General features: G+C 27.5%; 13 protein-coding genes and 1 riboswitch. Of the genes, 1 reads left to right on the forward strand and 12 read right to left on the reverse strand.

The features are described from left to right. Positions 1–35: 35 nt before the first annotated feature. From B3N22_RS19760 to B3N22_RS19815, 12 genes are all read right to left on the reverse strand, one after another. A complete protein-coding gene (locus tag B3N22_RS19760; protein WP_286909804.1) occupies positions 36–1352 on the reverse strand; it encodes a methyl-accepting chemotaxis protein in 1317 nt (438 codons plus the stop codon). Positions 1353–1496: 144 nt separating this feature from the next. Further along, positions 1497–1580, reverse strand: a riboswitch (cyclic di-GMP riboswitch). A gap of 639 nt (positions 1581–2219) precedes the next feature. Further along, a complete protein-coding gene (locus B3N22_RS19765) occupies positions 2220–3467 on the reverse strand; it encodes a sensor histidine kinase (RefSeq protein ID WP_286909806.1) in 1248 nt (415 codons plus the stop codon). Next, positions 3460–4167 (reverse strand): response regulator transcription factor, encoded by a 708-nt coding sequence (locus tag B3N22_RS19770; RefSeq protein ID WP_286909808.1) that lies wholly within the window; start codon positions 4165–4167, stop codon positions 3460–3462. The genes B3N22_RS19765 and B3N22_RS19770 overlap by 8 nt, the downstream gene beginning before the upstream one ends. Before the next feature lie 18 nt (positions 4168–4185). Further along, positions 4186–6642, reverse strand: coding sequence for an ABC transporter permease (locus tag B3N22_RS19775; RefSeq protein ID WP_286909810.1), 2457 nt, complete (start codon positions 6640–6642; stop codon positions 4186–4188). Further along, positions 6629–7306, reverse strand: coding sequence for an ABC transporter ATP-binding protein (locus B3N22_RS19780; protein WP_286909812.1), 678 nt, complete (start codon positions 7304–7306; stop codon positions 6629–6631). The genes B3N22_RS19775 and B3N22_RS19780 overlap by 14 nt, the downstream gene beginning before the upstream one ends. An 87-nt stretch (positions 7307–7393) precedes the next feature. Further along, positions 7394–8260: a hypothetical protein gene (locus tag B3N22_RS19785; RefSeq protein ID WP_286909814.1), complete on the reverse strand. Its 867-nt coding sequence runs from the start codon at positions 8258–8260 to the stop codon at positions 7394–7396. Beyond that, positions 8260–8811 (reverse strand): hypothetical protein, encoded by a 552-nt coding sequence (locus B3N22_RS19790; protein ID WP_286909816.1) that lies wholly within the window; start codon positions 8809–8811, stop codon positions 8260–8262. Before B3N22_RS19790 ends, B3N22_RS19785 begins: the two co-directional genes overlap by 1 nt. An 11-nt stretch (positions 8812–8822) precedes the next feature. After that, positions 8823–9473 carry an ATP-binding cassette domain-containing protein gene (locus B3N22_RS19795; protein ID WP_286909817.1) on the reverse strand — a complete coding sequence of 217 codons (651 nt, stop codon included), beginning with the start codon at positions 9471–9473 and terminating at the stop codon, positions 8823–8825. A 25-nt stretch (positions 9474–9498) separates the two neighbouring features. Next, positions 9499–10272: a DUF2705 family protein gene (locus B3N22_RS23775; protein ID WP_476728475.1), complete on the reverse strand. Its 774-nt coding sequence runs from the start codon at positions 10270–10272 to the stop codon at positions 9499–9501. Between the two features lie 18 nt (positions 10273–10290). After that, complete coding sequence (locus B3N22_RS19805; protein ID WP_286909822.1) at positions 10291–11094, reverse strand: hypothetical protein; 804 nt, start codon at positions 11092–11094, stop codon at positions 10291–10293. Next, a complete protein-coding gene (locus B3N22_RS19810) occupies positions 11081–11875 on the reverse strand; it encodes a hypothetical protein (protein ID WP_286909824.1) in 795 nt (264 codons plus the stop codon). Before B3N22_RS19810 ends, B3N22_RS19805 begins: the two co-directional genes overlap by 14 nt. Before the next feature lie 158 nt (positions 11876–12033). Next, positions 12034–12795, reverse strand: coding sequence for a DeoR/GlpR family DNA-binding transcription regulator (locus B3N22_RS19815; RefSeq protein ID WP_286909826.1), 762 nt, complete (start codon positions 12793–12795; stop codon positions 12034–12036). A 184-nt stretch (positions 12796–12979) separates the two neighbouring features. Here B3N22_RS19815 and B3N22_RS19820 point away from each other — a divergent pair, with 184 nt between their 5' ends. Beyond that, on the forward strand, positions 12980–13882 hold the full coding sequence (locus B3N22_RS19820) for a glycyl-radical enzyme activating protein (protein WP_286909828.1): 903 nt from the start codon (positions 12980–12982) through the stop codon (positions 13880–13882).

The following is a 13882-nucleotide window of genomic DNA, read 5'->3' on the forward strand; positions in this document are numbered from 1 at the left end:
TCTAACCCTTTCAATTACCTTTTTTTATGTATTAATTATTTTTCATCTAACAGTACCATAAGCTCTTTCCATCTTCCAGATATAGCTGATGTAACTGTAGTGATTTCCTCTGTTCCTGCAGCTAATTCTTCTATGCATCCTTTAACTTCTTCAACCCCTGATGCTATCTGTTGTATGCTTGCAGATTCCTCCATTGTTGTAGCAGATATTTCTTGAACCACACTAGTTAATTCATCTACAGACTCCATAACTTCTCTACGAGATTCATCTTGAAGCCTTGTGCTTTCTGTTACTGAAACCGCATATTGGTTAGTTTTATCTACTACAGATAAGATTTTACTAATAGAATCTCCACTAGCTTTAACTAGAGACATTCCAGTTTCTAGCTCCTCAAGTCCTTTATTTGACTTGTCCACTGCTTCTTTAATATCTAATTGTATTTTTCTAATTATATCAGCAATACTTGTTGTTGCATCCTTACTTCTATCTGATAATTCCTTTATAGATCTTGCAACAACTGCAAAACCTCTACCATATTCTCCAGCTCTAGCAGCCTCAATACTTGCATTTAATGATAACATGTTAGTTTGATTAGCTATATTTTTTATAACTTCGATTATTTTTCCTATTTCCTCAGCTGATTTACCTAATACAACTATAGAATCAGCCAAATCTTTTATCCTAGTTGAAACATTATTCATTTCACTAATTGCATTAGTAATTATTTCATTACCATCACTAACAGCAACTCTTGCATTACCTGATTCCTTAGTAAGAACTTCTGCTGCTTCTGCAACCTCAGCTATAGAGTCAGTCAATACACTTATTGTTGCATGTATGGTTGACACAAAATCTGAGGCCTGCTGAATATTTTCTGCTGTCTGTTCTATTCCACTTGACATCTCTTCCATAGAAGCCGATAACTGTTCAATACTTACTGCTTGGCTTTCTGTGAAATTTGATAATTCACTAATTGAAACACTAACTTCTTCTGTACTACTATTTAATTCCCTACAAATCTCTAAAGCTTCATCATTATTTTTTGCTTTAGAAATATCGCTTATCTTTTGCTCTTCTAATTTTTCTTCTTCATTTTCTTTATTAATCGATTTATTATTTTTCTTATTTGAGATAATCATAAAACAAACATAAAAAATAATTGCTACTAAAATACTCAATAACAAAGAACTAACAGTAATGTTTCTTAATCCACTTCCCGACTCTGCATTAAAATATCCTAAATCCTTAAGCATAGCCATTCCTCTAAGATAATTAAAAACAGCTTGAATTAAAATGATTGCAAATGTACTACTTATCCAAAGTAAAATCATAGACTTTTTTGAATTTTTCAAGTTATTTCCTCCCATAGCCAATTTATTTTAATTATATATTTTAATACAATGACATTTACTTAACATTCCAAATTTTCATAAACCTTGAATTTAAAAATCAAAAAAAAGATAACACTAAGAAATGCTATCTTTGACATGCATTAACTTAGCAACCTGGCAATCATAGGATAACCCGTTAGACCCATAGCTTTGCGTCCTTACTTTTCAATAAGTTTGCCTTTTTTAAGTTTTTAAAGAATTTCACTATTTAAGTATACCACAATTTCTCACAATTACAATAAATTACGAAGGATATTTTGGAATATTAAGTATTATTTTGTCATTATTTAATATTTAATGTAAATTTATCGATTATTTATCATTTATTTTAGGTTAAAAGTCTTACTTATGTCCATTTCAGCATGGCTATTCACATCATCAAAAGTAATATTATTTCTTTCTTCGTAAGCATTATTAGATACTTTAATCTCTCCATCCCCCCTAACTAAGCTTACTGAATTAGATTTCCTTTTTATTCAACTAAAAGGATTAGATTGACGCTGGGAAGCGCGTCTACCGAATAGTTGTGCTCTTCTAACCTGTAGAGACTTCTTGTAAAGTCTCATTAAATTACTTTTTATTTTCTTCAACTAAATGATTTGATGAAGCTGGGGAACGCTTCTACAGGGCATAGGTGTACATCTCTACTCCTCTACTTCTTTCCTTCTCTAAAGTTCTCCTTCTTTACTTCTCTATTTCTCTACTCCTCTACAGTTTCATAAAATTCCTTTAACTAATTAACTTGAGTTTGTAAAACAAAAATATCCCTATACTGTAGCCGAAATTTTACAGTATAGGGACTCTTATTTTATTAATTAAATTACCAACCTATATAATGGTTTTTAAAAATATAATCGTAAACTCTGTACCATATCCCTGTTTACTTTTTACACTTATACTTCCACTTTGTTCCTCAATTATACTTTTACTCAAGGCTAGTCCTATTCCTACACTAGTTGGATTAGTAGAACTCTCTCCTTTATAAAATCTATTAAATATTTTTCCTATATCATTTTTACTGATACCTTCACCATCATCTTTTATGCATATTTGTACTGTAAGTGCTGTTTCTTCAGCCACCACTTCTATCTTACCTTTAGTATCGGTATGCTCTATAGCATTTTTTATAATATTTATAAATGCTTCTGAAGTCCATTTTCCATCATGAGCAAAAATAATTTCATCACACTCTAATATAAATTCCTGCTCTTTACTTCTCATAAAGTCCATCAAAGGCGCTATTGATTTTCTAAGGGTATCTTTAAGTGATGTTCTTTCTTTTTTAAATATTACTGCACCTGCTTCCAACCTAGCTAACTTAATTAGATTTTTAGATAACCAATCCATTCTATCTAGCTGTTCTCTTGAACTTTGTAAAAGATCTCGCCTCTCTTCTAAGTTCATATCTTCATCATTCTCCATAATTCCATTAAATAATATTAATGCTGCAAGTGGTGTTTTAAGCTGATGAGATATATCTGAAATAACATTCTTTAGATACAATTTATCTTCTTTCAATTTATTTAAAATTTCTTCTAATCTTTCACTCATATTATTAAATTGATTTCCTAATATACTTAAGTCACCTTCTTCGTTATCTAAAAAAACATTGTTGAATCTATTCTCTACAACATCCTCAGCTGCTTTTGAAAACTCTTTTATCTTATTATAAATAATCTTCTGATTTTTTATGATTACTATGTAAATCAATAGAGAGAATATTGAAATTAATAACGATATCTCTATTAAAATCTTTTTATTAAAGCTATTTATAACTGGATTTTTATATACTTCTAAATCTTCCTTATATCCATATTCACTTAAAATATTTTCTGAAGCTTCTATATCCTCACCATTTATTCCTTTTGAGTATATTTCCATAATTTCATTCTTAGCTGATGGGACTATTCCAATCAATCTTGAAGCTACTACTTTATTAGTTCGTATATATTCTTTATTTAGACCTTCTACATTAATCTTAAAAATAACTAATATAGCCAGAATTAATGCCAAGTGTACTACAATAATTTTATATGTAAGAGCTTTAACTTCTTTGTTTTTATATATACTAATCATTACCTCTTACCTCTGCTCTCCATCTATAGCCTATTCCTCTAACGGTCTCAATGTACTTAGGTTCTTTTATATTGTCCTCAATTTTTTCTCTGATCCTTTTTACATATACATTCAATGTATTTCCATCTACAAAATTTCCTTCAGAATCCCATAGTCTATCTAATAAAATCTCTCTAGAGAGAACATTTCCTTTATTCTCAATAAAAAGAAGTAATATTTTATATTCTAAGGATGTTAAAAATATCTCTTCATTTCTTAAAAACACCTTGAACCTTAAAGGTTCAACTATTATATCATTACTTATAATCTTTTTAGTAGGCATATTATTTATTGGTGAGATTTTAAAATGTCTTCTTATTACAGCATTTATTCTAGAAATTAATTCATTTACTCTTACAGGCTTTGTTATATAATCATCTCCGCCTAAATCTAATCCCAATACTATATTCACTTCTTCGTCACAGGCAGTTACAAAAATGATTGGAGTATTCCAAGCTCCCCTTATTTCACTACAAAAATCAAATCCATTCCCATCTGGTAAAGTTACATCTAAAAGTATTAAGTTAATATCATCTTTAATTAAGTTTCTAGCTTCTTTTAAATTCTTAGCTATTAAAACTTCAAAGCCTTCTTTCTTCAAAGTATATTGAAAACCCTTTAAAAGTGCTAAATCATCTTCAACTATAAGTATTTTTATCATATCTCTACCTCTCAAAAACTAATTTTCTCGCATACTATCTATAATATTATTGTTTTTAATCTTACTTAATGGAATTATTGATGCGGTCAAAGTTATCATTAAAGTTCCTATTATGGCTACTACGAAAACTTCATACGGAAACTTATCAATGCTTTTAGATTCAGAGAAATTTAATAAAAACCCTAAGCTACCACCTAATATTCCACCTATAAAAGACGACACAATTGCATAAATTGCACCCTCTATTAAAATCATTTTCCTTAATTGTACCATTGTCATGCCTATAGCTCTTAAAGTAGCAAATTCCCTGTATCTTAAAACAACACTTGTTCCTATGGAATTTGTAATATTCATTGCTCCTATAAAAGTTATTAAAATAATTACTGTATATATAAATACTTCTTCTCTTAGTTTTTCAAATTTCAACTCTTGTATCTGCTTGCTGTAATCAGTATACTTTCCTCCTATTTCAGAAGCTTTTTCATTAAGAAAATGGTACAAATTTTCTCTTACAGAATCATCTTCATATTTTATAAGAAGTTTATTACTATCTAAATTACCATTTATCTTTTTATAAACTTTTTCACTAAACACTAATCCTATTCCACTATCATAAGTATATCCCTTCATCAAAAAATCTTCATTTATTATTGCTACTATATTAAAAGTATAAAATTCTTTATTATCTATTGCTTTTTTAATACTATATAATTCTTCATCATCAATAGCTTCTCCAGACTTTTCTTTTCTGTTTCTCTCCATATATTGATAATCCTTTATCTTAGGTATTACCAGTTTATCCCCTACTTTATAGGTTGAATAGTCATTTTTAACTAATATTACTCCCATGTTATCTAGATCTTCTTTATTAAGATCCCCTTCTAATAAATATTTTTTTGCTAATTCTAGTTCATATTCATTATAAAAAGACATAGTAGATCCAATTCCATCCACATACTTACTATTTTCACTAAGGATTAAAGAATTATCAGTTTTATATTCCTTTGGAAATATGATAGCACAAGGATTAGGGGCTATTTTATATAACTTATCAATTCCGTTTAAGCTTTCAATTTCTTTATACTCAGTTTCAGTGAAGTTTCCTGAATCTTTACTAAATATAGCTTCTCCTTCAATAGGAATATTTCTTTCATTTATATATGAGCCTCTTGAATATGTCCCATAAGTTATAAATAATATTATTGATATGATTAATGAAGAAACTGTAATCCAGAATCTCTTAGGCATTCTTTTAATATTTTTATATGCTAACTCCCCTTCAAATCCCCAAATACTCACGCTTCCTAACTCTCTATTGATTTTATTAAACTTAAATTCCTTATCCTCTTTTATCGTTTTAATAGGTGAAAGCCTACCAGCTCTTAAGGCTGGAAAATATATAGCTATAAATATAGTTAGTGCTGATAAAATACTTGAAATTAAAATTATCTTCGGATAAAAATTTATATGAATTAATTCACTTCCTCCAATAAGTTTAAGTATAACCTCTAAGCCAAAATACCCTAATATTAAACCTATTGGAATAGCTATAAGGCCTATATAAAATCCTTCTTTAAATATTATTTTTCTTATTTGTTTAGGAGAAGCTCCTATTGCTCTTAATATCCCTAACTGACTCATTCTTTCCATAATTGATATATTAAAAGTATTGTATATTAGGGTAAAACTGCATATAGTTATTATAATAAATAATAATAACATAGATATAAATTCTACTTTTAGATATAAATACCACTTATCTGACTTCATGCCCATTAATTCTTGATTAACACTAATAGATTCAGAATCTATGTCTAAATCTTCAGCTAATTTGTGTGCTATTTTAACTTTATCTTTTCGCTCTTTTAAATTAATTAACACATCATAAGACTCTTCACTTTCTAAAATATCTTTATCTATAAATGTTACTCCTGAGACTATAGAGTAAAATAAATCATCATAGACACCAACAATTTTATACTCTTTTTTTTCATAGGTATTTCTATCTTCTATTGTTACATAGTCATCAATTTTTTTATTCCCTAGCAAGTATAAAACTCTGCTCTGTAATACAATTTCTTTTTTACTAATAGGTAATCTTCCTTGCTTTATATTAAACTGTGTATGAAATATATCTTTAAAGGAATTCTCATCATATTCGCTGATATTTATTAAAACCTTTTTATCATCATTTATTATTTCATATTGTCCTAAATATTTACTAACCCCAAAGCTACTAACTTCAGAATTATATATGAGTCTATCTACTTGAGCTTTATGTAAATTTTTATAGACTACCTCATAATCTCCATTAGAAGTTTTTAATGAGTTTATTTTTGCATCTTTATAACTTAAAAACACGCTCATTATACTAGAGAATAGCATCACAGAAAGTACTATACCCATTATTACTAGTATGGTTCTTTTTTTATTATTTTTGATATATTTTAAAGTTATATCACTATATTCTTTCATAGGGCTTTATTACTCCATCTTCTATACTTATTACTCTGTCTGATAAGGTTGCTAAATTTAAATCATGAGTTATAACAATAAGAGTTTGGTTATATTTTTTAGCTGAATATCTTAAAAGTTCAATAATTTCTCTGCTATTTTTAGAGTCTAGGTTTCCTGTAGGTTCATCTGCTAATATTATTGATGGCTTATTAGCTAAAGCTCTTCCAATAGATACTCTTTGTTGCTGTCCTCCAGATAACTGTGAAGGAAGATGATTTTTTCTATTCTCAATGCCTAAAATACTCATTAACTCCTGTATATATTCTTTATCAATTTTTTTCCCATCCAGTAGTAAAGGGGTAACTATGTTTTCCTCTGCTGTTAATACTGGAATTAGATTATAAGATTGAAATATGAATCCTATCTTTCTTCTTCTTAATACAGCCAAGTCTTTTTCCTTAAACTCATATATATCTTGTCCATTCAAAAATACTTTCCCTTCTGTAGGTTCATCTAAAGCCCCCATAATATGTAATAGAGTGCTTTTCCCTGAACCACTAGGCCCTACAATTGTTATAAATTCACCCTTATTTATTGTTAAATTTATATTCTTTAAAGCTTCTATCTTTGACTCACCTTGCCCATAGCTTTTATATAAGTTTCTTACTTCTAACATTTTCATTTATTTCTCCTTGACTTGTAATCAATTATTTTTAGTAATAGTAATAACCTTGCATTAAAATATTACAAGGTTATTACTATTACTATATTAACTTTTATCTTCACTTTCAACTTTATCTATCTTCATATATCCTTTAAGATTTTTTTCGAATACTTTAGAATTAATATTTTCATTTATTTTCAAACTTTTTACAATAGTAGATAATACTACTTCACCTTTACTATTAAGTCTCTCAGACTTCAGTATCATTCCAGTATCCTTATCGACCAACTTTCTAAAGGTTTTATCTCCACTTTTCCCTACAGAACCTAAATTCCCTTCAATAAGCACACAGTTTCTGCCTAGATAATTTTCTTCCCCTTTTATATCCCAAGTATTATAATCTTTAAGTTCACCTGAAGAAAATTCCTGATCAAAAACACTATCATCTGCGCCAAGTATATATTCAGCATCCCTTCTAACCATGTAGCCAGCTTTTTCAGAATATCTATTTTTAGGTTTTAACTTTTTCAAAGTTTCATCTTTAGGACGTACCTCTAACTGAAATTCTCTATAGCTTTTTTTAACATTATCAATTTGAAGCTGGTTACCATTATCGCATATGATTTCACTATCCTCAGCTTCAGAAATACTGTGAACATATCCCCTTCTATTTTCAACATCTATAACATAATTTACTTTTAAATTATCTCCGTACTTTACATCAGTTTTTTCAAGTTCACCTGATACATTTTTAAAATAATCTATAGAATTTAATATTTTATAGTGTATTAGCTCTTTTTCACTCATACTTGAAAAAAATTCTTCATTTAAAATCACATTTGAAACATCTATTTCATCCGTTTTATTAAAGAAACCTTTATTTTTCATATACGCACTTATTGATATAATTAAAATCAATAATATTGGAACGATTATAAAAATACCCGTTTTACTTTTACCCTTCTTAACCATTATTCACCTCTTAATGTTATAACTTTTGCATATAATTTTAATTCATTTATTTCTTTTTCTACTTGATTTTTATACAATTCTTTTGATATATAAAAATCAAATTCATTTGGATTTTTTGATTTCTTTAAAGCATCTTCAAAAATAACATAATTTAGTGTTAAATTAGCTTCTTTATTTGGCTGAAGATTTTTAACCTTTTTTAAATCACCTGTAGCATCTGCATAATCTTGATAGCTTGTTCCAAATCCAAGTCTGCTATTTTCAATAATAGGAGCTATATCCACTACTTCACTACTTATATTTTTTATATTTATCTCCAATATACAACCTAAATTTTCATCTCCATGCTCTTCTAGATTTCTTCTTAATTTTTCAAAAGATTTAACCTTTATTTGAACTCGATCTAAGTTAATACTTTCTCCTAAGGAATAATTATCTATTAAGTACTCTTTAGGCATATCTTTATTTATTATTCTATACCTATATACACCTAAAACTATTAAGATAATGGCTACAAGCAGAATTATTATATTCTTTCTTTTTGTTCTCATATAGCCTTCTCCTATAACACTTGATGATCAGTGATTTTCCCCAGCTGTATAGTATATATTTCATCAGATATTCCTTCTATTTCCTCTTTATCATGATTAGCTAACAAAATAAGTTTGTTTTGTTTTTTTAAATCTTTAATAATTGAATTTATTAAATTAACACCATCTGCGTCAAGGGCATTAGTTGGTTCATCTAAAATAACTAAATCTGGATTTTCCATTATAGCTTGAGCTATCCCTAGTCTTTGTTTCATGCCTAAGGAATATTTCTTAAACTTCCTCTTATCCTCTGGGTCTAATCCAACCTTCTTTATGGCTTCTTTAATCTCCTCTTCTCCTATTTTTCCATTTATGTCTGCCAAGTATTTAAGATTTTTAAATCCTGTAAAGTTAGGTAAAAATCCTGGATATTCAATTAACACCCCTAAGTTCTCTGGGAATGAAATATCTTTTCCCATTACTTTTCCATCCACTGTTATTTCCCCTTCAGTAGCTTTTATTAAACCACAAATAGCTCTAAATAACATTGTTTTTCCTGAGCCATTTTTACCTTTGAAGCCATATATTTTGCCTCTCTCTAATTTCAAATTTATATCTGATAGAATTAAATTACCCTTAATTTCTTTTGTTAATTTTTTTATTTCAACATAATATTTTTCCATACAAATACTCCCTTTCCAAAATTACTTATACAATATCTTTTTTATAAATCACTCTTCCACCTACAAATATAGCTGTAATTGATAATACAAAATTGTATATTAAAGATTTCCACAAAGTTAAATTATATATTTTATCAAAGGGAACATGCCTTAATATTAAAGAATGTTGTCCAGGTAAAAGATTATTTTTCAAAAAAATAGAGAAAGCTAATAATAATATAATTATCAAATAAGCATATACTGGTTTAACTATCAAAGATAATGTAGCATTAAGTAAACATAAAGCTATAGAAGTTGTAAAATATAAAATAAATAAAGTACCTAGAGTTTCTATTAGATCTTTTTCTAATGAACTTCCAGAAAATATTTTCCCAGCAATTACTGCAATACCAAAAACTATTAAATAGTAAATTAAATTATTAATTATAATCCACAATACTTTTGAAATCCAAAAATATTTTGTATTTCCTACTCTAGACAATATATAAACTCCATTATTTTTTAAATCATCATATATATAACTTCCTATAATAAAGACTATAAAGAAGTTAATCATAAACCATACTAAAGGAAAATCAAAGTTTTTAAAACTTACTTCTTCATAAGATATACCTTTAAAAGTTTCAAAAACTAAATTAGTTATACTTATTTCCCCAAGCTGAACCTTATTGTATATACTTAAAGATTCTACTAAACTGAAAGTTAATATTATTAAAATATATTTAATATAGTCATTTTTAAAGCCATATAAAAAATCTCTTTTAGCTAAAGATAGTAATCTTTTATTATTTATAGCTATATCTCCTCACCTCCACTATTAAATGAAATCCTTTCTTTCCATAATTTCTTTTCCTAATATATAACATACTAAAATAAATAATAATAAGTATGCGTCATTTATAAGTATACTAAATGGATCTATCCAATTTTTTAAACTTAAAGTCATCTGTTTTATTATCAATGAAAATTTACTTAGCATCCCATCTGAAAAAATTATTATAGTTAATACTAAATACATATAAATGTTTTTAAGAAAAGTTTTAAGCACCCCGATAAGAAACCCAATAGAGCATAGTCCTAAGAAAGTACTAGTAGAAAGTATAATCAGCATCTTATATGTAAAAAACATATTATAAGCGGTTTCCCATTCATTTGTAGCTCCTATTATGCTATATGGAAAGCTTGTTTCACTTCTCCAGTTATTATTAAAGCTCCCTATTAACATTCCACTTATTAGGTATCCCCCAAAAACTAAAATTATAGAGAATACAAGAGAAAAAATAATAATATAAAATGATTGTTTATTCCATATGGACTTTCTTGAAACCCCTCTTACTATAAAAAATATTTTTTTCTCTGAATCTAATAAACTTATTAGTATGAAAGAAAACACTGGAACTATAGGAATAGCAAGGGGTCTATTTCCTAAAAATCCATATTCTCCACCTACATGACATAATGCATCAAATATAGATAAATTCATTTCCTTAGGTGCAATATCAACAAGATACTTAATTGAAGGAATTACTACACTAAACATAATAATAATAGCAAAAAATATCTTATATTTATTTGAATTTAAATTTCTTAACAAGTCTTTAAACATTTTAGTAGGTTTCATTTTTATAGCCTCCATATATAAATAAACAAATTGTAGCTATAAGAATTAAAACAAAATCTAAAGTAATGGCTGAAATATTTTGATTATTAGACAAATATAAAAACTGAAGTGGCTCATATAAATTTTTATTCATTAGTTGTAATATAATAGATGCAATATGATATATAATAAATGGCGCTATCAAGGTAACAAATTTATTTTTTATTAATATTCCTAAAGATAACCCTATAGACGCAAAGGCTCCAGAATACAAAAAGTATATTAATATCCATATTAATATATAAATAGCAGGATGGTTATAAAATAATCCTGGAAATAAACCTCCTGGCATTATTGTTGGTCTACCTAATACAGCATGAGTTGGAATGCTTGGATATAATAAAATCAAAGCTATAAAATTCAATAGTAGGGGAGCTGCAATAGCTGTTCCTGCTACTATAAAATTTGATAAAAACTTTGATATTAAATATTTCACTTTTTTCTCTTTAGTATAAATAGCCTTAATAAACCCACTATTTACATCTTCTAAATATGAATCTGAATAACTAATAGCACTTATAATAGGAAATATTAAAATTAGAATATTAGATACAGGATTTAGATTAAAGAAAATAAATCTATCAAAGGGTGTATCTAAATATGTCTTAATATAATCTCTAAGTAAATCTTCAGATAAACCCTTGGTTTCTATTAAACTTAATAAACAAAATATTATTCCTATAAATAGAGCAATCTTAAAGGATAATCTTGAGAATCCTCTCTTTAATTCCACTAAAAACATTTCTTTCTCCTCCTTGTCTTTTTTATTTATTCTATAATGAATGTTACCAGTGAATAATTACTTTTATATAACTTATTTATAAGCATTTAGTAATAATTAAACAAAAATCCCTATACTGTAGCTGAAATTTTACAGTATAGGGACTCTTATTTTATTAATTAAATTATATTAATTCCACTTTCATCAAGTATTTTTATTATACCTTTATCCGGTTTTTCTTCAGTAATTATAGTATCTATATCTTCAAGTTTTGCGAAGTTATAGGAGCCATCTAAGTTAAATTTCTCATTTTCTATTAATGCATATACTTTTTTTGAGTGATTGATTATTGCCTTTTTTGTATTTCCTTCTTCTAGATCAAAATTACTTAGAGTGCCTTCATGTACATTAACTCCACAGCTTCCTATAAAAGCTTTATCCGCTCTATATCTAGAGATATTTTCAATAGCTGTAGAACCTATTACCCCTCCTAGGGTTTTATTATATGTGCCTCCAATGCAAAGTAGCTCTGTATCCACATTATCATTAATTAGTGCAGATATTTCTACCATATTTGTTACTAGAGTAACTTTTTTATTTCTTTCTATTATTAGTTTTGCTAAAAGATAATTAATACTTGATATATCTAAAAATATTACTTCTTCATCTTTGATTTCATTGAATGCTTTCTCTATCAATGTATTTTTGATGCTGGTATTTTTTATAAGTCTTGTTTGGATACTTGAACTCTCACTTTTTCCTCTTTCAAGAATAGCTCCACCGTAAGTTCTCTTTAACTTTCCTTCCTTCTCAAGTCTTTGTAAATCCTTTCTTATTGCAGGTTCAGACATATCAAATCTTTCACTTAAGTCTTTAACATATACCCTCCCCTCTTCTTTTAATATATCTATAATTTTATTTAATCTCTCTTCAATAAACATTTTTCAACCACCTTAATTGATACTAAGTAATAACAATTGATATACCCTATATTTTATAGCATAAGCAGGCAAAAATAAAGATTTTTCTCTATTTATGAATATTGACCTTTGGTATTAAATAACATAAAATAATAATAAACAGTAATAATCGATACCAAATACACTGTAAAGGAGATGAATTGTTTTGAGGAGTACTCTAGTATGTGAAATAGAACATTATGCTATCCATGATGGACCTGGTATTAGAACCGTAGTTTTTCTTAAAGGTTGCCCACTTAGATGTCTTTGGTGTAGTAATCCTGAGACTCAGAGAAAAGAAAATGAGCTTTATTACAATAAATCCAGCTGTATAAACTGTGGTACTTGTATTAAGGTATGTAAAGAAAAAGCCTTAAATATTTCCTCTGAAGGTATGCTCATAAACAGAAATAACTGTACAGGCTGCGACCTTTGTGTAAAGGTTTGCCCTACTTCTTCTTTAAAACTTGTAGCTAAAACTATGACTGTTGATGATGTTTTTAATGAAGTTATGAAAGACTCCTTATTCTATAACCAATCTGGTGGAGGAGTAACCGTTTCTGGTGGTGAAGCTTTAATGAATATAGACTTTGTTTTAGAACTTTTTAAGCTTTTGAAAGATAATTATGTGCATACTACTTTAGAAACTACAGGCTTTGGAAATACAGAGAAATTAAAAGCTTTAAGTTTTTACACAGATCTTTTTCTATTTGATCTAAAATGTGTGGATAAATATATGCACCAAACTCTCACCGGAGTGGATAACTCTCTTATCCTAAAAAATCTTCATCTATTAAAATCACTAAATAAAGAAGTTATAATAAGAATTCCTTTAATCTCTAATCTAAATGACAGCATAGAAAATATTCAAAACTCCATAAATATAGCTAAAGAAAATAATATAAAAGAAATTCATCTTCTTCCGTACCATACTTTAGGACTTGATAAATATAGACGACTTCAAAAAGACTATAAACTAGACCATATTGAAAAACCTTTACCTGATTATCTTAATGAACTTAAGACTCTTATGGAAGAGTCAAAAATAAAATGTATTATAGGGGGATAA

This window comes from Clostridium sp. UBA1652 (assembly GCF_002320975.1).
Lineage (GTDB): Bacteria > Bacillota > Clostridia > Clostridiales > Clostridiaceae > Clostridium_T > Clostridium_T intestinale.